The sequence below is a fragment of the Streptomyces sp. NPDC002092 genome, from assembly GCF_053593775.1.
The window spans coordinates 192,554-213,369 of the sequence record NZ_JBSFDG010000012.1; the positions used below are offsets into that span (position 1 = coordinate 192,554).

Annotated in this window: 21 protein-coding genes and 2 pseudogenes; 6 read left to right on the forward strand and 17 right to left on the reverse strand. The window is 70.0% G+C overall.

The window, feature by feature from the left end; all coding sequences use genetic code 11:
* Positions 1–341 precede the first annotated feature (341 nt).
* Positions 342–563, reverse strand: coding sequence for a helix-turn-helix domain-containing protein (locus ACWCRD_RS27560; RefSeq protein ID WP_450968460.1), 222 nt, complete (start codon positions 561–563; stop codon positions 342–344).
* Positions 563–973, reverse strand: a pseudogene (locus ACWCRD_RS27565) (DUF2975 domain-containing protein); the annotation flags it as partial. The gene ACWCRD_RS27560 and the pseudogene ACWCRD_RS27565, both read right to left, overlap by 1 nt.
* Here ACWCRD_RS27565 and ACWCRD_RS27570 point away from each other — a divergent pair.
* The 3 genes and pseudogenes from ACWCRD_RS27570 to ACWCRD_RS27580 form a co-directional block, all read left to right on the forward strand.
* Positions 973–1,272, forward strand: a complete 300-nt coding sequence (locus tag ACWCRD_RS27570) for a hypothetical protein (protein ID WP_450968461.1) — start codon at positions 973–975, stop codon at positions 1,270–1,272. The pseudogene ACWCRD_RS27565 and the gene ACWCRD_RS27570 overlap by 1 nt on opposite strands.
* Positions 1,273–1,462: 190 nt before the next feature.
* Positions 1,463–1,930 carry an SHOCT domain-containing protein gene (locus ACWCRD_RS27575; protein ID WP_450968462.1) on the forward strand — a complete coding sequence of 156 codons (468 nt, stop codon included), beginning with the start codon at positions 1,463–1,465 and terminating at the stop codon, positions 1,928–1,930.
* A gap of 278 nt (positions 1,931–2,208) precedes the next feature.
* A pseudogene (locus ACWCRD_RS27580) lies at positions 2,209–2,529 on the forward strand (ABC transporter permease); the annotation flags it as partial.
* Positions 2,530–2,539: 10 nt separating this feature from the next.
* Here ACWCRD_RS27580 and ACWCRD_RS27585 read toward each other — a convergent pair.
* Together ACWCRD_RS27585 and ACWCRD_RS27590 are read right to left on the reverse strand one after the other, a co-directional pair.
* On the reverse strand, positions 2,540–3,868 hold the full coding sequence (locus tag ACWCRD_RS27585; RefSeq protein WP_450968463.1) for a class I SAM-dependent RNA methyltransferase: 1,329 nt from the start codon (positions 3,866–3,868) through the stop codon (positions 2,540–2,542).
* 92 nt (positions 3,869–3,960) lie between these two features.
* The gene (locus tag ACWCRD_RS27590) at positions 3,961–6,015 is read right to left on the reverse strand and encodes an APC family permease (protein WP_450968464.1); all 2,055 of its coding nucleotides are present in this window, start codon (positions 6,013–6,015) and stop codon (positions 3,961–3,963) included.
* Between the two features lie 383 nt (positions 6,016–6,398).
* Between ACWCRD_RS27590 and ACWCRD_RS27595 the strand changes: the two genes are divergently transcribed.
* Together ACWCRD_RS27595 and ACWCRD_RS27600 are read left to right on the forward strand one after the other, a co-directional pair.
* Positions 6,399–7,070 (forward strand): potassium channel family protein, encoded by a 672-nt coding sequence (locus tag ACWCRD_RS27595; RefSeq protein WP_030939613.1) that lies wholly within the window; start codon positions 6,399–6,401, stop codon positions 7,068–7,070.
* Complete coding sequence (locus ACWCRD_RS27600) at positions 7,070–7,747, forward strand: potassium channel family protein (protein ID WP_200699747.1); 678 nt, start codon at positions 7,070–7,072, stop codon at positions 7,745–7,747. The genes ACWCRD_RS27595 and ACWCRD_RS27600 overlap by 1 nt, the downstream gene beginning before the upstream one ends.
* Before the next feature lie 159 nt (positions 7,748–7,906).
* Here ACWCRD_RS27600 and ACWCRD_RS27605 read toward each other — a convergent pair whose 3' ends face one another.
* The 9 genes from ACWCRD_RS27605 to ACWCRD_RS27645 all read right to left on the reverse strand — a co-directional run bounded on the left by ACWCRD_RS27605 (position 7,907) and on the right by ACWCRD_RS27645 (position 16,647).
* Complete coding sequence (locus ACWCRD_RS27605) at positions 7,907–8,668, reverse strand: DUF3159 domain-containing protein (protein WP_450968465.1); 762 nt, start codon at positions 8,666–8,668, stop codon at positions 7,907–7,909.
* Between the two features lie 3 nt (positions 8,669–8,671).
* Positions 8,672–9,070 carry a single stranded DNA-binding domain-containing protein gene (locus ACWCRD_RS27610; protein ID WP_115909545.1) on the reverse strand — a complete coding sequence of 133 codons (399 nt, stop codon included), beginning with the start codon at positions 9,068–9,070 and terminating at the stop codon, positions 8,672–8,674.
* Positions 9,071–9,250: 180 nt separating this feature from the next.
* Positions 9,251–9,937: a response regulator gene (locus ACWCRD_RS27615; protein ID WP_450968466.1), complete on the reverse strand. Its 687-nt coding sequence runs from the start codon at positions 9,935–9,937 to the stop codon at positions 9,251–9,253.
* Positions 9,934–12,480: an ATP-binding protein gene (locus tag ACWCRD_RS27620; protein WP_450968467.1), complete on the reverse strand. Its 2,547-nt coding sequence runs from the start codon at positions 12,478–12,480 to the stop codon at positions 9,934–9,936. The genes ACWCRD_RS27615 and ACWCRD_RS27620 overlap by 4 nt, the downstream gene beginning before the upstream one ends.
* A 122-nt stretch (positions 12,481–12,602) precedes the next feature.
* The gene (locus tag ACWCRD_RS27625) at positions 12,603–13,295 is read right to left on the reverse strand and encodes an ABC transporter ATP-binding protein (RefSeq protein ID WP_450968468.1); all 693 of its coding nucleotides are present in this window, start codon (positions 13,293–13,295) and stop codon (positions 12,603–12,605) included.
* Positions 13,296–13,366: 71 nt separating this feature from the next.
* Entirely contained in the window at positions 13,367–14,545 is a 1,179-nt protein-coding gene (locus tag ACWCRD_RS27630; RefSeq protein ID WP_450968469.1) for an alginate lyase family protein, read from the reverse strand.
* A 206-nt stretch (positions 14,546–14,751) separates the two neighbouring features.
* The gene (locus ACWCRD_RS27635) at positions 14,752–15,513 is read right to left on the reverse strand and encodes a DUF3710 domain-containing protein (protein ID WP_344401773.1); all 762 of its coding nucleotides are present in this window, start codon (positions 15,511–15,513) and stop codon (positions 14,752–14,754) included.
* Position 15,514: 1 nt separating this feature from the next.
* The gene (gene dut, locus ACWCRD_RS27640; protein ID WP_450968470.1) at positions 15,515–16,066 is read right to left on the reverse strand and encodes a dUTP diphosphatase; all 552 of its coding nucleotides are present in this window, start codon (positions 16,064–16,066) and stop codon (positions 15,515–15,517) included.
* Complete coding sequence (locus tag ACWCRD_RS27645; protein ID WP_450968471.1) at positions 16,063–16,647, reverse strand: PaaI family thioesterase; 585 nt, start codon at positions 16,645–16,647, stop codon at positions 16,063–16,065. Before ACWCRD_RS27645 ends, dut begins: the two co-directional genes overlap by 4 nt.
* 58 nt (positions 16,648–16,705) lie before the next feature.
* Here ACWCRD_RS27645 and ACWCRD_RS27650 point away from each other — a divergent pair, with 58 nt between their 5' ends.
* A complete protein-coding gene (locus ACWCRD_RS27650) occupies positions 16,706–17,170 on the forward strand; it encodes a DUF3093 domain-containing protein (protein ID WP_450968472.1) in 465 nt (154 codons plus the stop codon).
* A gap of 6 nt (positions 17,171–17,176) precedes the next feature.
* Here the strand turns inward: ACWCRD_RS27650 and ACWCRD_RS27655 are convergent, their stop codons facing one another.
* The 4 genes from ACWCRD_RS27655 to ACWCRD_RS27670 all read right to left on the reverse strand — a co-directional run bounded on the left by ACWCRD_RS27655 (position 17,177) and on the right by ACWCRD_RS27670 (position 20,701).
* Positions 17,177–18,100, reverse strand: coding sequence for a hypothetical protein (locus ACWCRD_RS27655; RefSeq protein WP_450968473.1), 924 nt, complete (start codon positions 18,098–18,100; stop codon positions 17,177–17,179).
* A gap of 13 nt (positions 18,101–18,113) precedes the next feature.
* On the reverse strand, positions 18,114–18,410 hold the full coding sequence (locus tag ACWCRD_RS27660) for a DUF4193 domain-containing protein (RefSeq protein WP_005481602.1): 297 nt from the start codon (positions 18,408–18,410) through the stop codon (positions 18,114–18,116).
* 395 nt (positions 18,411–18,805) lie between these two features.
* A complete protein-coding gene (locus ACWCRD_RS27665; RefSeq protein WP_450968474.1) occupies positions 18,806–20,041 on the reverse strand; it encodes a sensor histidine kinase in 1,236 nt (411 codons plus the stop codon).
* A gap of 6 nt (positions 20,042–20,047) precedes the next feature.
* On the reverse strand, positions 20,048–20,701 hold the full coding sequence (locus ACWCRD_RS27670) for a response regulator transcription factor (protein ID WP_003993508.1): 654 nt from the start codon (positions 20,699–20,701) through the stop codon (positions 20,048–20,050).
* Between the last annotated feature and the right edge of the window lie 115 nt (positions 20,702–20,816).

Here is a 20,816-nt window from a genome sequence, read left to right on the forward strand (position 1 = left end):
GATGCCATTTGCAGCCCCACCAAAAGGCCCTACAGGCGCTCGGAGCGTCAAACGAGCGGCCCAGTCCAGGATCCGCGGGCCCTGGCGGGAAGCTGCTGTTACCTCACTCCACGGCCTTCCGTGGCGGTGGTCACGGAGGACCTCGCGATCGCCGTGGCCGGCCGCCGACCGACTGCGCTGACGTACCAGGCGGGCTCGATACACAAGGGCGAACCCGGCAGAGGCGCCGCAGACCGGCTGACGTGGCGGTACTGCGGGTGATCAGCGATCCGCGTCCATGTGGTCCACGTGCCGTGCCAGGCCGGTGGTGCCAGGCGTTTTCCCGCCCGCCATGGGGCACGTCATCCGCCCGCGGCGTCCTCGGCCTCCCAGCGCAGCAGGTCGCCCGGCTGGCACTTGAGCACCTCGCAGAGCGCGGCGAGCGTCGCGAAGCGCACCGCCTTGGCGCCGCCGTTCTTGAGTACCGCCAGGTTGGCGGGCGTGATCCCGACGCGGTCTGCGAGCTCGCCGACGGACATCTTCCGCCTGGCCAGCATCACGTCGATGTCGACGGCGATCGGCATCAGATCACCTCGTCCAACTCGGCCTGCATCTGCGCCGCTTCGACGTCCCGCGCGACGGCCTGGGCGAGCAGCATCCGCAGCACGAGCACGATGAGCGCGACACCCAGGATGGCCACGCCAACCCCGCCCATGATGACGGTGACGCCCGGGTCGTCCCGCTGGCCCGGCGCATTGAGGGCCGTGACCGTGAACAGGAGGGCAGCCGCCACGATCGCGCCGATCACGGCGTCGACGTAGCGGAAGGCGGCGTGGGAGAACACGGTTCCGCGTCGCACCATCGTCACCAGCCGCCATATGCTGACCAGGGCGACCTGCGCCGAGATCATGCCCAGGATCGTGATCACTCGCAGAGGGGTCAGCGGGAGCGACCCGTCCTCCGGGTCGCTCCGGGTGACCAACACCCACACCAGTGATCGGATGGGCGCTGTCCCTGCTGTCGGCGGCGCTTCTGTGGTGGTGGTCCCAGCATCTGTTGCTGGGCGGCAGGATCGGCTGGCGGAGCCTGCTGCCGGGAGCGCCGCTGGCGGGCACGGGCACGGTGGTGCTGAGCTGGGCCGCCGGCCTGTTCGTCCCCAAAGCCATGGAGCGCAGCCTGGAGGAGTTCGGCCCGTTGGGGCCCGTCTTCACGTTTCTGTCCTGGCTGATCGCCGTGTTCCTGGTGGCCGTTTCGGGCCTCGCCCTCGGCGAGTACGTCGCCTCCTGCGAGTAGTACCGGACGGCCGCCGTACCCCGCCACCGTACGAAGGCCGACCCCTGATCCGACCTCGGGAACGTGTCGACCGGGCGGGCTGGACGGCCCGCACGCTCACCCCCGAAGGGTGAGGCACCGGGCCCGGCCCGTGCGCACGCTGAAGGGAGCACAACGGCGGCCGGGCGAGCGCCCGGGATGGAGGAGAGACATGAGCGCGCAGACGTACCTGGCGTACGACTACCCCATGCTGAGCGTCTTCTGGAGCATGCTCCTGTTCTTCCTGTGGATCATGTGGTTCGTCCTGCTCTTCCGCATCGTCGTCGACATCTTCCGTGACGACGAAATGAACGGGTGGGCGAAAGCCGGCTGGCTGGTGTTCACCATCGTCCTGCCCTTCCTGGGCGTCTTCGTCTATGTGATCGCCCGCGGCAAGAACATGGGCCGCCAAGAGATAGCACAGGCCCGGGCGCAGCAGGACGCCTTCGACGCCCGCATCAGGGAGGCCGTGAGCGACCAGGGTCAACGCAGCAGCGTCGAAGAGCTCGCCAGGCTGTCCGAGATCCGCGCTCGCGGCGACATCACGGACGAGGAGTTCAGCAAGGCGAAGGAACTGGTCCTGACCGGCCACGGGCCGGCCACCGGCTCGGGCACCACCCCCTCCGCCTACGGACGCTGAGCACGCGCAGGACGACACGAAAAGGGGTACCGGGGCGTTGTCCTCCCGTGCCGGGCTCACCGGGCCTCTTCACCTCTTACCGCCCACCCGGAATGCCCCCTGGGGCCGTCAACGACGGCGCGGTCCGTACCGATGTCGACGGACCACTGGGCCCCGGCAACCTGCTGACGCACGGTCACCGACCGGCCGGTGCCCCTGGCTGCGTCGATCACGACGGCCATGGCCCGCCGCTGCTCCCGGGCGAGGGCCGTCCGTCCCCGGATCCGCACCACCGCGGCGGCCAGACCGCACAGGATGCCACGGCCCTTGAGTGGCTCGCGGCCTTTGGACTGCTCACGCTGTTCGCCCCGGCGCTCACCTGGATCACGGTCGGGATGGGCCTGATCAGCCCGAACACCGAGGCGGCCAGCAACACCGCCATGCCGCTCGTCTTCCTCCCGCTCATCTCCAGCACCTTCGTCCCCCTCCACGCGATGCCGGGCTGGTTCCAGCCGATCACCGAGTACCAGCCGTTCACCCCGGCCATCGAGACCCTGCGCGGCCTGCTGCTCGGCACCGGGATCGGCCACAACGGCTGGCTGGCCGTCGGCTGGTGCCTGGAACCGCAGGTCAGGAGCCCTTCGCGGCCGGCTCAAGGACGGCAACACACTCCAGGTGATGCGTCATCGGAAACAGATCGAACGCCCGCAACGACCGCACCCGGTACCCCCCGTCCCGGAAGTACCCCAGGTCCCGCGCCAGCGCCGCCGGGTCGCAAGCCACGTATGCGATTCGGCGGGCGCCCAGGGATGACAGGTGGGCCACCGTCTGGCGGCCGGCGCCCGAGCGTGGGGGGTCCAGGACGATGAGGTCGACCTCGGTGATTCCGGTGCGCGGCAGTACCGCTTCGACCTTGCCCTGTTCGATCCGCACCCGTTCGAAGTCGGCGAGGTTGTGCCGGGCGTCCTCGACGGCCCGCTTGCCGGACTCGATGCCGAGGACCGCGCCCTTGTCGCCGAGCCGGTCGGCGAGGGCACCCGCGAACAGGCCCACGCCGCAGTACAGGTCGAGTGCCATCTCGCCCTTGCGCGGCAGCAGGCCCTGCATGACCGCGGTCACCAGGGTGTCGGCGGCCTTCGGGTGGACCTGCCAGAAGCCGCCGCTGCCGACCCGGTGCGTACGGCCGTCCGCGCGCTCTCGGACGAAGGGACGGCCATGGACGCGGTGCACCCCGCCGTCCTTCTCCTCCACCCGCATCACGGACACCGGCTTGTCCAGCTCGACGATCGGAAGGCGGGCGCCCGGCTTCGGCGTGAGGATCACCTGGCGGTCCTGCGATCCCGTCGCCGCGATGGCGTCGATCGACGCCATGCCCGCCCAGTCGCGCTTCTCGATGCCCAGCTCGCTGACGCCCTCGGCCGCGATCATGCAGTGGTCGATCGCCTCGACCTCGTGCGAGCGGTGCCGGCGCAGACCGGCACGGCCGTCGGCGTCCACCGCGTACTGCACCCGCGTCCGCCAGGCAGGCACCTCGCCCGCGGGCAGCTTGTCGCCCTCGGCCGGCATCACCGTGCCGTCCCAGCCGGCCTCCTCGGGCGTCAGGCCCGCGAGCCGCTGCAGCTGCTCGGCGAGCACCTCGCCCTTCAGCCGCCGCTGCGCCCCCGGCTTGGCGTGCTGCCAGTCGCAGCCGCCGCAGCGGCCCGGACCGGCGTAGGGGCAGGGCGCCTCGATGCGGTCCTTGGAGGCCGAGAGGACCTGGACGGCGTCCGCGCGCAGGAAACGGGCCCCCTCCTCGCCCTCCGTGACCCGCGCCACCACCCGCTCACCGGGCAGCGTGTGCCGGACGAACAGCACCTGGCCCTCGGCGGTACGGGCGATGCAGTGCCCGCCGTGGGCGACGGGGCCGATCTCGACCTCGTACTCCTCCCCGACCAGCGACTTCTTCGGTTCTGCCTGCATGGCGGGGTGACTCCACAACATCGAGAGGGAAACGGCCGGACAACAGCCCACCAGTCTACGTGGGTGTCGTCCGGCCGTTGACCGACGTGGTGTCAGCCCTTGGAGCCCGAGGGCTGCTTCGGCCGGCCCTCCTGGGCCGGACCGCGGCGCACCGAACCCGGCGCGTTCCACTCCTGCCGCTTGCGGGCCCTGCTCTTCGCCGCCTCCGAGGACTGCAGCTGGTAGGGCACGGACGTCACCATGATGCCCGGCGTGAACAGCAGCCGGCCCTTGAGCCTGAGCGCGCTCTGGTTGTGCAGCAGATGCTCGTACCAGTGACCGACCACGTACTCGGGGATGATCACGGACACCGCGTCGCGCGGCGACTCCTTGCGCAGGCCCCTGACGTACTCGATGATCGGCCGCGTGATCTCGCGGTACGGCGAGTCGAGCACCTTCAGCGGTACGTCGATGCCGCGCCGCTCCCACTCCTCCTTCAGCGCCTTCGTCTCCGCCGCGTCGACGTTGACGGTGAGCGCCTCCAGGCTGTCCGAGCGCATCAGCTTGGCGTAGGCCAGGGCACGCAGCGTGGGGCGGTGGATCTTCGAGATCAGGACGACCGAGTGGACGCGGGAGGGCCGTACGCTGTCGTCGCTCGGGCCCTCGGGCGCCGCGATCTCGGCGGCCACACCGTCGTAGTGCTTACGGATCGCGGTCATCGTCGCGTAGAAGATCACCATGCCGAGCAGGGCGACCCAGGCGCCGTGCGTGAACTTGGTGACCAGGACGACGACCAGCACCAGGCCCGTGAAGAAGGCGCCGAAGGCGTTGATCGCGCGGGAGCGCACCATGTGGCGGCGCTTGGCCTGGTCCTTCTCGACCGCCAGGTGGCGGTTCCAGTGCCGGACCATGCCGGTCTGGCTGAGCGTGAAGGACACGAACACGCCGACGATGTACAGCTGGATCAGCCGGGTCGAGTCGGCGCCGTAGATCACGGTCAGGAAGGTGGCCGCGCCCGCGAGGAGCACGATGCCGTTCGAGAACGCCAGGCGGTCGCCGCGGGTGTGCAGCTGGCGGGGCAGATAGCGGTCCTGGGCGAGGATCGAGCCGAGCACCGGGAAGCCGTTGTAGGCGGTGTTGGCGGCCAGGAACAGGACCAGGGCGGTGGCCGCGGCGAGCACCACGAACAGGAAGCTGCCCTTGCCGAAGACGGCCTCGGCCACCTGGGTGATCACCGGGTTCTGCACATAGCCGGAGCCGATCGCGACGCCGTGCTTGAGCAGGTCGGTGGCCGGGTTCTCGGCCATGCGGACCTTGGTCGTCAGGGCGAGGACGATGATCCCGCAGAACATGGTGACGGCGAGCAGACCCATCGCGGCCAGCGTGGTCGCCGCGTTCTTCGACTTGGGCTTGCGGAAGGCCGGCACACCGTTGGAGATCGCCTCGACACCGGTGAGCGCGGCACAGCCGGAGGAGAAGGCCCGCAGCATCAGGAAGACCAGCGCGAATCCGGCCAGCCCCTGGTGCTCGGCCTTGATCGTGTAGCTCGCCGTCGGCGCCCGCATGGTGTCGCCCAGCACCAGCCCGCGGAACGCACCCCACGCGATCATGATGAACACGCCGCCGACGAACACATACGTCGGGATCGCGAAGAGCTTGCCGGACTCCTTGACGCCGCGCAGGTTCATCAGCGTCAGCAGCACGATCACGGCGACGGCGCACAGCACCTTGTGCTCGACCACGAACGGGACCGCGGAGCCGAGGTTCTCGATGCCGGAGGCGATCGAGACGGCGACGGTGAGGACGTAGTCGACGAGCAGGGCGCTGGCCACGGTCAGTCCCGCCTTGGCGCCCAGGTTGGTGGTCGCGACCTCGTAGTCGCCGCCGCCGCTGGGGTAGGCATGCACGTTCTGCCGGTAGGAAGCGACCACGGTGAACATCAGCACGACCACCGCGAGGGCGATCCAGGGGCTGAAGTGGTACGCCGACACGCCCGCGATGGACAGGACCAGCAGCACCTCTCCCGGGGCGTAGGCCACGGAGGACAGCGGGTCGGAGGCGAAGACGGGGAGGGCGATGCGCTTCGGCAGGAGCGTTTCGCCCAGCCGGTCACTGCGCAGTGCGCGCCCGATCAGGATCCGTTTGGGCACGTCGGTCAGTTTGGACACAACAGGTAATCGTAGGCGTTCGAACGGGCACCCATCCACCCTCCCCCACCCATCTGCCCTCCGAGTGAAAACAAAGGGGGCTCCGGCGACGGATTCCGCAGGTCGTCCCGCCCTCATGCCTATATGACAATCACCGCCCCAGTTGCCGCCCCTTGGAGGTTCCATGCATGCCACCGCAGAGCTGATCGGCGCCGCGGCGGCCCTCGTCGGCCTCGGAATCCTGACTCTTGCCAGCGTCCGCAGCATCAGCCGTCGCTGAGGTCACACGCGGCGCGGCAACCGTGCACAGGGGTGCCGACGTCCTACCGCGCGTGTGTAGCTTGGGCGTCTGTCTGAGACCCTGATGTGGCTGAGCAGTAACTCTTGACACCGGAAGGACGGTCGTGCACATCGTCATCATGGGCTGCGGAAGAGTGGGTTCCGCGCTGGCCCAGACCCTGGAGCAACAGGGGCACACGGTCGCAGTGATCGACCAGGACCCCACGGCCTTCCGCCGCCTCGGGCCCGGATTCGGCGGCCGTCGGGTCACCGGGATCGGCTTCGACCAGGACACCCTGCGCGAGGCCGGCATCGAGGAGGCCGGTGCCTTCGCCGCCGTGTCCAGCGGGGACAACTCGAACATCATCTCCGCGCGGGTGGCCCGCGAGATGTTCGGCGTGGAGAACGTCGCGGCCCGTATCTACGACCCGCGTCGTGCCGAGGTCTACCAGCGCCTCGGCATCCCCACGGTCGCGACGGTCCGCTGGACGGCCGACCAGATGCTGCGCCGACTGCTGCCCTCGGGCGCCGAGCCGCTGTGGCGCGACCCCACCGGCGGTGTCCAGCTCGCCGAGGTGCACGCCTCCGCCGCCTGGGTCGGCCACAAGATCAGCAAGTTGCAGGAGGAGACGGGCGTCCGCGTGGCGTTCCTGACCCGCCTCGGTGAGGCGATCCTGCCCAGCTCGCAGACGGTGCTGCAGGAGGGCGACCTGGTGCACGTGATGATGCGCACCGACGAGGTCGACAAGGTCGAGGCGTCCTTCGCCAAGGGTCCCGAAGAGGAGGGCGGTCACTGATGAGGGTCGCCATTGCCGGTGCCGGCGCGGTCGGCCGCTCGATCGCGGGCGAGCTGCTGGAGAACGGTCACGAGGTCCTGCTCGTCGACAAGGCGCCGACCGCCATCTCGGTCGAGCGCGTCCCGCAGGCGGAGTGGCTGCTGGCCGACGCCTGCGAGATCACTTCGCTGGACGAGGCGGCGCTCCAGCGCTGCAACGTGGTGATCGCCGCGACGGGCGACGACAAGGTGAACCTGGTCGTCTCGCTCCTGGCGAAGACGGAGTACGGCGTCCCGCGTGTCGTGGCCCGCGTCAACAACCCCAAGAACGAGTGGCTCTTCAACGAGTCCTGGGGCGTCGACGTGGCGGTCTCGACCCCCCGTCTGATGTCGGCCCTGGTCGAGGAAGCGGTCTCGGTCGGCGACCTGGTACGCCTGCTGCGCTTCAGCCACGGTGACGCGAACCTGGTGGAGCTGACGCTGCCGGAGGAGTCGGCCCTGGCCGGCACCCAGGTCGGCGACGTCGAATGGCCCGAGGACACGTCCCTGGTCACGATCATCCGCGGCACCCGAGTCCTCACCCCGTCCCGCGACGACTCCCTGGAGCCGGGCGACGAACTCCTGTTCGTCGCCGCCCAGGCCCGGGAGGAGCAGCTGGAGGACCTGCTCTCGGTGCGGCGCGAGGACACGGCGGGCTGATCGCTCGTCCGGTACGACGAAGGGCGCCCCTGAACCCGGGGGCGCCCTTCGTTTTGTTTTTTGCAGCGCGTCCGGCGTTCGAGTCTTTCAGCCCGTCCGGCGTTTGAGGACGAGGCCGCCAGGCCGAAAGCGGGGGTCTGGGGGCGCAGCCCCCAGGGACTACGCCTCCCGCCGGTGCCGCCCGCCACTCGGCTCAGCCCCCGCGGCAGCGGCATCGGCAGCGGCCCGCTCCTTCTCGGCCTGCTCCTCCGCCTCCATCTCCGCGAACACGTCGATCGGCGCGGGCGCCTTCGCCAGGAACACCCAGGTGAGCCACACGGCCAGCAGGAACGGGGGAATCTTCAGCGCGACCAGCACCCAGCCCAACTGCGCCGTGTTCGCCCACCAGTACAGCGGGAAGAGAATCGCGCACTTGGCGAGCAGGATGAGGCCCCAGGCCCAACTGGCCTTCGCATAGGCCTTCTTGCGTCCCGGATTACGCGTCCGCCAGGAGAGGTTCTCCTTGAACACCGGCCCGAGGATCAGCCCGAGCAGCGGCACCCCGCACAGGGTCGTGACGATGTACGCCAGCGCCAGGCCCAGCGTGTAGAGCATGCCGGGGAGGTAGAAGTCCTTGGCGTTGCCCGTCATCATCGCGAAGACGACACCGAAGGCGACACCGAAGACACCGCTGAACGCGTGCTTGACGGTGTCCCGCATGACCAGGCGGACCACCACGAGCAGCAGGGACACGGCGAGGGCGGCGATGGCCGACCAGTGCAGGTCCTTGTTGATCGTGAAGATGGTGACGAAGAGGAGGCCGGGCAGCACCGTCTCGACCATGCCCCGCACTCCGCCGAACGCTTCGAACAGGGCGGCCTCGGTCACCGCCCGGGCGTCGTCGGCTTGAGTGTCTTCGGTCGGCTTGTCGAGCGACGTCACCGGCTACTCCCGTCCGAGGGGTCTCAGTTCGTATTTCGGATTGAACAGCACCCGGCGGCCCCGGCTGAGCGAGACGCGGCCCGATGCGATCAGCCTGCGCCCCGGTTCTATGCCCACGATGGAGCGCCTGCCGAGCCACACCACGTCCAGGGCGGCGGAGCCGTCGAACAGCTCGGCCTCCAGGGCCGGGACGCCCGCGCGCGGCCGCAGGGTGACCGTGCGCAAGGTACCAGTAACCGTGACGATCTGTCGGTCGTGACAGTCACCGATCCGGGTGCATCCGGCGGTCTCGGTGTCCTCCCGCAGCTCCTCGGACTCCAGGTCCTCCTGCGAAGAGGAGAGCCGGTCGAGCATGCGCCGGATCCGGCCCACCGGCTTTTCGGATTGAGGAACAGCACTCATATCTGAAGCGTACCGGGGTGCACTGACAGCTACGTACCCGCGACCCCGGCGCCCGAACCGACGCTCTCTACCTCTCGAACCGGTACCTCGTGTCACCTCTCGAACCGGTACCCCATCCCAGGCTCCGTGATGCTGCATCCCCCGGGGGACAACCCCCGGACCCCCGGCCCACCGCGCAGCTCACTTCTCAAAGCGGTACCCCATCCCAGGCTCCGTGATGAAGTGCTCAGGGTGCGACGGGTCCGCCTCCAGCTTCCTGCGCAGCTGGGCCATGTACACCCTCAGGTAGTTCGTCTCGGTCCCGTATGACGGACCCCACACTTCCTGGAGGAGCTGCTTCTGGCTCACCAGCCGGCCCGTGTTGCGCACCAGCACCTCCAGCAGATGCCACTCGGTGGGCGTGAGCCGTACGTCCTTGCCGCCCCGGTTGACCTTCTTCGCGGCCAGGTCGACGGTGAACCCCTCGGTCTCCACGGTGGTCACGTCGTCCTCGCCGGCGCCGACCGGCTCGGCGCGGCGCACGGCGGCCCGCAGCCGGGCGAGCAGCTCGTCCATGCCGAAGGGCTTGGTGACGTAGTCGTCGGCGCCGGCGTCGAGGGCCTCGACCTTCTCGTCGGAGGTGTGCCGGGCGGACAGCACCAGGATCGGCACGCGGGTCCAGCCGCGCAGTCCGCGGATCACCTCGACGCCGTCCATGTCGGGCAGGCCCAGGTCGAGGACGACCACATCGGGGTGGCGGGCGGCGGCGAGCTGCAGGGCGGTGGCGCCGTCGTGGGCCGCGTCGACCTCGTACTTGCGCGCCTTGAGGTTGATCACGAGGGCGCGCACGATCTGCGGCTCGTCATCGATGACCAGCACACGGGTCATGTGGCCTGCCTTTCGGGTTCCGCCGGGTGGAGAAGCTCGGGCGCGCGCGGTCCCGCCGCGCGCAGGGTGAGGACCATGCTGAGGCCGCCGCCGGGTGTGTCCTCGGCGGTGAGAGTGCCGCCCATGGCCTCGGCGAAGCCGCGCGCCACGGCGAGGCCGAGGCCCACACCGGCCCCGCGCGGGGCGTCGCCGTAGCGCTGGAAGGGCTCGAAGATGCGCTCCTTGGCATCGTCGGGGACGCCGGGCCCGCGGTCGACCACGCGCACCTCGACGCGGTCGGCGATGGCGCTGGCGGCGACCAGTACCGCCCGGCCCGGCGGGCTGTACTTGACGGCGTTCTCGACCAGGTTGGCCACCGACCGCTCCAGCAGGCCTGGGTCCACGTCGACCATGGGCAGGGTTTCCGGCACGTCCAGCTCGACGCTGTCCTCGGGCACTCCGACCAGCGCCATCGGTACGACCTCGTCGAGGTCGACCTCGCGGATCAGCGGGGTGACCGTGCCGGTCTGCAGGCGGGACATGTCGAGGAGGTTGCCCACCAGGTGGTCGAGCCGGTCGGCGCCCTCCTCGATGCCTTCCAGCAGCTCCGCCTGGTCCTCCTCGGACCACGCCACGTCGTCCGAGCGCAAGGACGACACGGCCGCCTTGATCCCGGCCAGCGGGGTACGGAGGTCATGGCTCACGGCGGCCAGCAGCGCCGTACGGATGCGGTTGCCCTCGGCCAGCGTCCGGGCCTGTTCGGCCTCCTCCTGGAGGCGCCGGCGGTCCAGTACGACCGCCGCCTGGGCGGCGAACGCGGCCAGCACCCGGCGGTCCTCGGCGGGCAGCACCCGCCCGGTCAGCGCCAGCGCCATGTGGTCCCCGGCCGGTACGTCCACGTCCGCCTCGTCCGGCCGCTGCACGGCGGGACCGAGGCCCGCGCGGCCCGCGCAGGTCCACGGGTCGTGGTCGCCGGCCCGCTCCAGCAGGGCCGCCGACTCCATGCCGAAGGTCTCCCGGACCCGTTCGAGGAGCTCCTCCAGGCCGGTCTCGCCGCGCAGCACATTGCCCGCGAGGAACGACAGGATCTCCGACTCGGCGCGCAGCCGGGCCGCCTGGTGGGTGCGCCGGGCGGCCAGGTCGACCACCGAGGCCACCGAGACGCCGACGCCCACGAAGATCACGATGGCGACGATGTTCTTCGGGTCGGCGATGGTCCAGCGGTGCAGGGGCGGTGTGTAGAAGTAGTTCAGCAGCAGCGAGCCCAGCGCGGCCGAGGCCAGCGCGGGCAGCAGGCCGCCGAGCAGCGCCGCCGCGACCGTCACCGCCAGGAACAGCAGCATGTCGTTGGCGAGTCCGAGGTGGACGGCGTTCAGGAGCACCGCGAGGATCGCGGGGCCGAGCACGCCGACCAGCCAGCCCGCGATGATCCGCGACCGGCCCAGCCGCGCCCCCCGGGCCACCGGCAGCCCGCGGCCCTTGCCCGCCTCGTCGTGCGTGATCAGGTGGACGTCGAGGTCGGGCCCCGAGTCGCGGGCGACCGTCGCGCCGACGCCAGGGCCGAAGACGTACTGCCAGCTCTTGCGCCGTGAGACGCCGAGCACTATCTGGGTGGCGTTGACCCCGCGCGCGAAGGCGAGCAGCGCCGCCGGTATGTCGTCGCCGACCACGTGGTGGAAGGTGCCGCCGAGGTCCTCCACGAGGGTGCGCTGCACGGCCAGTTCCTTCGGCGAGGCGGCCGTCAGCCCGTCGCTGCTGGCTATGTAGACGGCGAGCACCTCACCGCCCGCACCCTTCTCGGCGAGGCGCGCGGCCCGCCGGATGAGGGTGCGGCCCTCGGGTCCGCCGGTCAGTCCGACCACGATCCGCTCCCGCGAACCCCATATCTTCGACACCCGGTGGTCGCTGCGGTACTGCTTCAGATACTCGTCGACCCGGTCCGCCACCCACAGCAGGGCGAGCTCCCGCAGGGCGGTCAGGTTGCCGGGCCGGAAGTAGTTCGACAGGGCCGCGTCGACCTTGTCGGGCTGGTAGATGTTGCCGTGCGCCATCCGCCGGCGCAGCGCCTGGGGCGACATGTCGACGAGCTCTATCTGGTCCGCCCGCCGCACCACCTCGTCCGGCACGGTCTCCCGCTGCCGTACGCCGGTGATCGACTCGACGACGTCGCCGAGCGACTCCAGGTGCTGGATATTGACGGTCGAGACGACGTCGATGCCGGCCGCGAGCAGTTCCTCCACGTCCTGCCAGCGCTTGGCGTTGCGGGAGCCGGGGACGTTGGTGTGGGCGAGCTCGTCCACCAGGGCCACCTGGGGGCTGCGGGCGAGGACGGCGTCGACGTCCATCTCGGTGAACGCCGTGTCCCGGTACGCCAGCTCCTTGCGGGCCACCTGCTCCAGGCCGTGCAGCATCACCTCGGTGCGCGGGCGCCCGTGGTGCTCCACGAAGGCCACCACGCAGTCGGTGCCCCGCTCCACCCGCCGGTGCGCCTCGGAGAGCATCGCGTACGTCTTGCCGACGCCCGGTGCCGCACCGAGGTAGATCCGAAGCTTGCCGCGTCCCATGGCCCCATTGTCTTCCGGTCACTGCTGCCCACGCAGCGTCGACCTTACGGCCGGCGATCGCGACAAAAGGTCCCGTCAGCGGCGTCGGAGCCGTCTTTGACGGAACTCTGACGCCGTGCCGCTCAGGTCTCGACGATCTCCCCGTCGCGCAGCTCCAGCACCCGGTCGGCGAGGTCCAGCAGGGTGGCGTCGTGGGTGGCGACCAGGGCGGTGACCTGTTCGCTGTCGACGACGGCCCGCAGCAGCTCCATGACGGCGTGCCCGGTCTCGGCGTCCAGCTGGCCGGTCGGCTCGTCGGCGACGAGGAGGGAGGGGCTGTTGGCGAGGGCGCGGGCGATGGCGACCCGCTGCTGCTGGCCGCCGGACAGCTCGCCGGGTCGCTGTGTCGCGTGGTCGGTGAGGCCGACGAGGGCGAGCAGCAGGTCGACGCGCTCCTCGCGCTCGCGCACCTCGGCCCGGCGCAGCCGCATGGGCACACCGACGTTCTCGGCGGCCGTGAGGATGGGGATCAGCCCGAAGGACTGGAACACGAAGCCGACGCGGTCGCGCCGCAGGGCCAGGAGTCCGTCCTCGCCGAGCTGCGACAGGTCGAGGCCGTCGACGCTCACCCGCCCCTCGTCGGGCACGTCGAGTCCGCCGACGATGTTGAGGAGCGTCGTCTTGCCCGACCCGGAGCGCCCCTTGAGGGCCACGAGTTCGCCTCGCGGCACCTCGAAGGAGACCCCGCGCAGGGCGTGCACGGCGGCCGCTCCGTGGCCGTAGGACTTGTGGATGTTCTCGACCCGCACCATGGTCTCGGTGACCACCTGGCTCATGTGCCCTCCCCCGTGCAGCCGTCGGCCGGGCGTCAGTATCGTCACTCGCCGCCCGGTTCTTCAACGGTCGGTCAGCTCGGATTGTCCCCGTGGGTGAGGGTCTCCCAGGCGACGAAGAGGCTGTTGGTGCCGGCCGGGCGCTGCTGCTCGGTCAGCGTTCCGGTGTTGCTCATCGCGATGCCGAGGCGGTTGTGCAGGGCGTTGTAGCCGACCTCGGTGACGGGCCCGAGCCCGAGTTTCAGCGAGCCGCCGCACAGCCAGCCCGGGACGGCGGCGCCCAGCTGGTACTTGGCCTGGAACCCGAGCGCCTGCCGCAGCCGTTCGCCGACGTCGGTGCCGTACAGGTCCTGGCCCTGGATCCGGCTGGTCTCGGCGACGTGCGAGATCGCGGAGATGCCGTATCCCGTGTGGGTGAAGTCGCGGCAGGTCTCCTGGGTGAGCCCGGTGACGAAGGTGGACTGCCCCTGCCAGTAGCTGACGATCTTCGCCTTGGTGTCGAGGTGCTGGCCGGGCACGGTCTTCGGCAGATCGCCGTCGGAGGAGAGATAGACGTACGCGGCGGTACGGGTCCGGAACTTCGCCATGGCCTTGTCGTACGACGCCTTGTCCTCGAGGAAGACGGAGATGCCGACCGCGGCCTCCGTCATCGACAGTTCCCAGTTGCCGTTGGAGTCGGAGCCGTTGATGATCTCGGGGAGGTAGACGTTGCGGAGCATGGTCGCGAAGCGGCCGGAGTTCGCCCAGCCGCCGGAGTACGTGTACTTGATGATCTCGGCGGCCTTCGGCCAGGAGGAGCCCGCCCAGCCGGTCTGCAGGGGCGCGTTGCTGTTGGTGTGCTCCTTGATCACGGCGGACCAGGCGTCCATCAGCTCGATGGACTTCTTCGCGTACCGGTCGTCGCGGGTGATGTACCAGGCGAGTGCGTCGGTGTACGCGGCGATCGCGTCCTGGCGCTCGTCCGTGCAGCCGTGGTCGGGGTTGGAGTAGGAGCCGCATTCGACGGTCGCCCGGGGTTTCGGCGTGCGGTTCAGGTCGGCGTACCTGCTCGCCATCAGCTGGTCGAAGGCGCCCTTCCAGGGCTGGGCGCCCGCGTTCACCTCGGTCCGCGCGAAGTCCAGTTGCGCCTTGGAGACGGTGACGCCGGGGTGCACGAAGACGGTGGGAGCGGCGTCGGCATGACGGGCCGCGGGCCAAGTGATCATGCACACGACAAGCGTGGAGGCGGTCGCGAGGAGTGCGATACGACGCATGGTGGGGGTCATCCGTTCTCGTATGTGAACGTTAAGTGCCTTTATGAACAGACGCGTTGAGCGGAGACCGTAGGTACAGACCAATAAGCCGTCAAGAGTTCACGCACACAAAAGAGCCGCACCCCAAGGGGTGCGGCTCTCGAACAGTCTCGCCCCGAAGGGGGCGCGGGGCTGTGTCTGATATGCGGCTCAGCCCAGCGGAGCGCTCAGCGGACCTCGGTGATCTCCGGTCCGCGCTGCAGCTGCCCCATGCCGCCGGAGAAGCGCGAGCCCTCCTCCTGCTGAACACCCTCGGGGACCATCTGGGCGTCGTTCGGCAGCTTCAGGACGATCGGGTCGCGGGGCGCCATCGGGCCCTCGCCGCGGACCACGACCGTGTCCCGGAAGATCTGCTCGAGCAGGCCGGCCGCCTGCGGCTGCACCGCGCCCTGGCCGGAGATCACACCGCGCAGGAACCAGCGGGGACCGTCCACACCGACGAACCGCACGACCTGGAAACCGCCCGTGCCGTCCGGCAGCTGCACCGGCACCTGGGCACGCAGCTCCCAGCCCAGCGGGCCCTCGACCTCGTCGATGATGCCACCCTGCTGGGTGATGCCGGAGCCGATCTCCTCGCGCACCTCGGCCCAGATGCCCTCGCGCTTGGGGGCGGCGAAGGCCTGCAGCTGGATGGCGCTGTCGCGCAGCACGACGGTCGCCGCGACGATCGCGTCGCCCGCGACCTCGACCCGCAGCTCCATGCCGTCGACGCCGGGCACGAACAGCCCGCCCAGGTCCACCCGGCCCTCGGCCGGGTCGCGCACCTCGGAGTCGTCCCAGGGCCCGTCCGGCCGCGGCTCGGGCTCGAGCCTCACACGCTCGCGCTCGCCCTCTTCGTCGTCCGCCTCAGTGTCGACAAAGTCGACGACCTGCTCGGCCTCGCCGGCCGCGTCCTCGGCGGCACCCTTCTTCTTGCGACGTCCGAACACGTCACTGTCCTTCCCGGTCGGATACGACCGAAGCGTATCGATTCCCACCCGTAGTGCCGCCCACGGCGGCCTGACCGCTTGTGCTGCTCGTTCCGGCCACCGCCGCATGACCTCCGGTGGACCCGAAGCCCCCTTCGGCCCGCGCCGAGCCGGGAAGCTCCGCGACCTCCTGGAAGCGGACCCTCTCGACCTGCTGGACGACCAGTTGGGCAATCCGGTCGAAGCGCTCGAACCGCACGGCCTCGCGCGGGTCGAGATTCACCACGATCACCTTGATCTCCCCACGGTACCCGGCATCAACCGTCCCCGGGGCATTCACCAGGGCGACACCGCAGCGGGCGGCGAGCCCGGACCGCGGGTGCACGAAGGCCGCGTACCCCTCCGGGAGCGCGATCGACACCCCCGTGGGCAGCACGGCCCGCTCGCCCGGCTGCAGTTCACACGCCTCGGTGGTACGCAGATCGGCGCCCGCGTCACCGGGATGTGCGTACGACGGAAGCGGTACGTCCGGGTCGACGCGCCGGATCGGTACGTTCACGGGGTCACGGCTCACGGATTCACCTCGAAGGCGCGCGAGCGCCGGCTCTGGTCCGGGTCGTTCATGGCGGCCCGGATCTCCTCCGGGCGGCCGTTGTCGATGAAGTGGTCGACCTTCACCTCGATGAACAGCGCGTCGGCGCGCAGGGCCACGGGCCCGTCCGGGCCGCCGATGCGTCCGGTGGCGGACGAGTAGATCTTGCGGCCCGCCACCGCCGTGACCTCGGCCTCCAGATACAGCACCGTCCCGACCGGAACGGGCCGCACGAAGTCCGTCTCCAGCCGTCCGGTCACGGCGATCGTCCTGAGCAGCCAGTTCAGCGAACCGAGAGTCTCGTCCAGGGCGGTGGCCAGCACCCCGCCGTGGGCCAGTCCGGGCGCCCCCTGGTGAGCGGGCTGGACGGTGAACTCCGCGGTGATCGTGACGCCTTCGCCGGCCCGTGCCTCCAGGTGCAGTCCATGGGGCTGCCCGCCGCCGCATCCGAAACACTGTTCGTAGTGGGCACCGAGCAGCTCACCGGGCGCGGGAGCATCAGGGTGCCGCACCGGTTTCACCGCGTCGGCGGGAGGCTGAAGAGCTGGGGAAGTACCACTCACAGCCGCAGACCTTACCCGCGCGTCCACCAAATCCGGACACCATGCCAAGCTTGGCTGCATGCAGCTCTCCGCCACCCCTTACGAAGAACGCCTCACCGCCCCCCGTTCGTGGTGGCTGATCTCCTTCCTGGTGGGCGTCTCCTTCGCCCTGATCCTGCTGCCCTTCGGCACCCTGCCGCTGCTCGGCGGCCTGGTCGGCGGCACGGCGGCGATGGCGGTCGCGGCGAGCGCGTACGGCTCGGTCCGCATCCGGGTGGTGGCCGGCTCGCTCATCGCGGGCGAGGCGAAGATCCCGGTGACGGCGCTGGGCGAAGCGGAGGTCCTGGACCCGGAGGAGGCGCGCGCCTGGCGCACCTACAAGGCCGACACCCGCGCCTTCCTCCTGCTGCGCGCCTACATCCCCACGGCCCTGCGCGTGGAGGTCACCGACCCCGAGGACCCGACGCCGTACCTGTACCTGTCGACGCGGGAGCCGGAGCGCCTGGCCCAGGCGCTGAGGACGGCCCGGGAGGCCGTGGCGTAACCCCCCTCAGCCCGCTGAGCCGTCCCCCAGCTCCAGCGGCCGCTCCGGGGCTTCCAGGGGCGGGAGTTCGGGGAGTGCGTCCCACGGCACCTGGATCTTTCTCAGGTCCCCCCGGATCCGCGCCGCAAGCTTCTTGGTGTCCCGGCGGTTCATGACCGCCCCTACCGCGGCTCCCACCATGAAGGGCATGAGGTTCGGCAGGTCGCGGACCATGCGTTTCATGATCTGCTGGCGCAGTTCGCGCTTCATGGGACCGTTCAGCGCGGAGCTCACGGTCGACGGCTTGGTCACGTCGACCCCGCGCTCTCCCGACCAGGAGTTGAGATACGCGGTGCTGCGCTGCTTGAGGTTGCCGGGCGGGCGTACGCCGTAGACCTCGTGGAGTTCGGCGATCAGTTTCAGCTCGATCGCCGCGACCCCGGTGATCTCGGCGGCCAGTTCCGTCGGCATCGCGGGCGGTACGGGAAGCATCGCCGCGGCTCCGATCCCCGCGCCGACCGTCGAGGTGGCGGCCGCCGCCCCCGCCACGAGCTTGTCCGCGAGCTGCTCGGGCCCCAGGCCCGGGAACTGTCTGCGGAGCGCCGCGAGGTCCCGTACGGGGATCCGCGGGGCGTTCTCGATGATCCTGTCCGCGACATACGCCAGGCCCGCCCTGGCGGCGCTGCCGCCCCTGCGGACGCCTTCCCTGGCCTTGTCGCGGATCACCGCGGCCCGTCTGGCGCCGGGCACGCGTGTCCGCGGCGGGGCCGGGAGGTCAACCCGGCCGGCCGATGGGTCGAGCGAGGCCGGTCCTGCGGGCCCTGTGGTGCCCGGTGTCGTACCGGACGGGCCCCGCTCGTCATCACGCGCGCCGTGAGGGCCGTCGGACGGCCCTTCGTCCGCTCCCGGCATGAGGGAGCGGCGCTTCCAAGGTGGGGTCGAGCCGGTCACGGCCGACCCGGCCTCAGTCGCAGTCGCGGCAGATCGGCTGACCGTTCTTCTCGCGGGCCAGCTGGCTGCGGTGGTGCACCAGGAAGCAGCTCATGCAGGTGAACTCGTCCTGCTGCTTCGGCAGCACCCGGACGGCCAACTCCTCGTTCGAGAGGTCCGCGCCGGGCAGCTCCAGGCCTTCGGCGGCCTCGAACTCGTCGACGTCCACTGCGGAGGTCGACTTGTCATTACGCCTGGCCTTGAGCTCTTCAAGGCTGTCCGAGTCGACGTCGTCGTCGGTCTTGCGTGGGGTGTCGTAATCCGTTGCCATGTCGCGCTCTCCCCCTCTGGGTGTCTGCGGTGTCTCCAGCGCACGTAACGCGTGAGAGGCCGGACTTGTGCCCGACCCGAGGCGGAGATTTTGCCTCACATCAAGGTCTGTTACTCAATCGACACCCAACCGGACTCCTCAAGAGTGATCGGCTTGGATGGCGAACGGGACCGTACACGGTCCCCCTACCGCACTTCAAAGGCGCCTCACCCTGTACTTCCCGTGATCAGGACACCCGAAAACCCGGATTTTCCCGGCTTTACGGCAGTCATCATGATCACGGAGAGTAGATGGCCAGAAAATCGCCCTTGTGATCGATCACACATGGGATGCTCCGTCCGGCGGCCAGAAAATTCCGCGCAAAGCGAACATCCCCGTGTGTCGGCGACATGATCTCAGATCGGCAGCGCGACGCGCATCACGAGTCCACCCCCCTCGCGGGGTTGGGCCGAAATGTGCCCGCCGTGGGCCCGGGCCACCGACCGGACGATGGAAAGACCGAGGCCGACGCCCTTGTCGCTGCCCGTGCGCTCCGTGCGCAGCCGCCGGAAGGGCTCGAAGAGATTGTCGATCTCGTACGCCGGTACCACCGGTCCGGTGTTCGACACCACCAGGACCGCCTGGCCGTGCTGGACCTCGGTGGTGACCTCGACCCAGCCGTCCTCCGGCACGTTGTACCGCACGGCGTTCTGTACGAGGTTCAGCGCGATCCGCTCCAGGAGCACGCCGTTGCCCTGCACGACCGCGGGCTTCTGCTCGCTGCGGATCACCACGCCCTTGGCGTCCGCCTCCGAGCGCACCTGGTCGACGGCCTGCTCGGCCACCTCGGCGAGGTCCACCGGCTTGCGCTCGACGATCTGGTTGTCGCTGCGGGCGAGCAGCAGCAGGCCCTCGACGAGCTGCTCGCTGCGCTCGTTGGTGGCCAGCAGCGTCTTGCCGAGCTGGTGCAGCTCCGCCGGCGCGTTCGGGTCGGACAGGTGCACCTCGAGGAGCGTGCGGTTGATCGCGAGGGGTGTGCGCAGTTCGTGCGAGGCGTTGCCGACGAAGCGCTGCTGGGCGGTGAAGGCGCGCTGCAGGCGCTCCAGCATGTCGTCGAAGGTGTCGGCCAGTTCCTTGATCTCGTCGTCCGGGCCGTCCAGCTCGATCCGGCGGGACAGGTCCGAGCCGGCCACGGCGCGGGCTGTGCGAAGGATCCGGCCGAGCGGGGAGAGCACCCGGCCGGCCATGGCGTAGCCGAAGGCGAAGGCGATGATCGCGAGGCCGAGCAGGGCGAGCAGGGAGCGGCTGAGCAGGTCGTCGAGGGCGTGCTGGCGCTGGATGGCGTCGCAGTTCTCGAGGATCGAGGCAACCTCGCTCTTCGGAGCCGAGTCCACCGCGGGGCAGGTGGTGCTGGTGATGTCGAAGTTGCCGGACACCGAGAATGCCTGGCCCAGGCCCTGATGGAGGGCCTGGGCCGCCAGCAGGTAGATGATCGACAGCAGCAGGATGCCGGCGATCAGGAACATGCCGCCGTACAGCAGCGTGAGGCGTATGCGGATGGTGGGGCGCAGCCAGGGGAACGGCGGCTCGGGCTTCCTGGGGTCCCAGGTGGGCTTGGGGGGTGCCGTGGGGAGAGCGGGTGTTGCGGCCATCGCGCATCAGATCCGGTAGCCGGAGCCGGGCACGGTGACGATCACGGGCGGCTCGCCCAGCTTGCGGCGCAAGGTCATGACGGTCACGCGCACGACATTCGTGAACGGGTCGGTGTTCTCGTCCCAGGCCTTCTCCAGGAGCTGCTCGGCGGAGACGACGGCGCCCTCGGAGCGCATCAGCACCTCCAGGACGGCGAACTCCTTGGGTGCGAGCTGCACCTCCTTGCCGTCGCGGAAGACCTCGCGGCGGTTGGGGTCGAGCTTGATGCCCGCCCTCTCCAGGACCGGCGGCAGCGGCACACTCGTGCGCCGGCCGAGGGCACGCACGCGTGCGATGAGCTCGCTGAACGCGAAGGGCTTGGGGAGATAGTCGTCGGCGCCGATCTCCAAACCCTCGACGCGGTCGCTGACATCGCCGGAGGCAGTGAGCATCAGCACGCGCGTGGGCATGCCGAGTTCCACGATCTTGCGGCAGACGTCGTCGCCGTGGACGAGCGGGAGGTCGCGGTCGAGGACGACCACGTCGTAGTCGTTGACGCCGATGCGCTCCAGGGCGGCCGCGCCGTCGTACACGACGTCGACGGCCATGGCCTCCCGGCGCAGTCCGGTGGCCACCGCATCGGCGAGCAGTTGCTCGTCCTCGACGACGAGTACGCGCACGTCGCTTGTCCTTCCTGATGTCCACCCGCGTAGCGCCTGCAAGGGCACACGCGGGCAGGGGTCTTCATGAGTGTGTGCCTCCATCCTGCCCTTTTCGGTCATAAGTCGGCGGTAA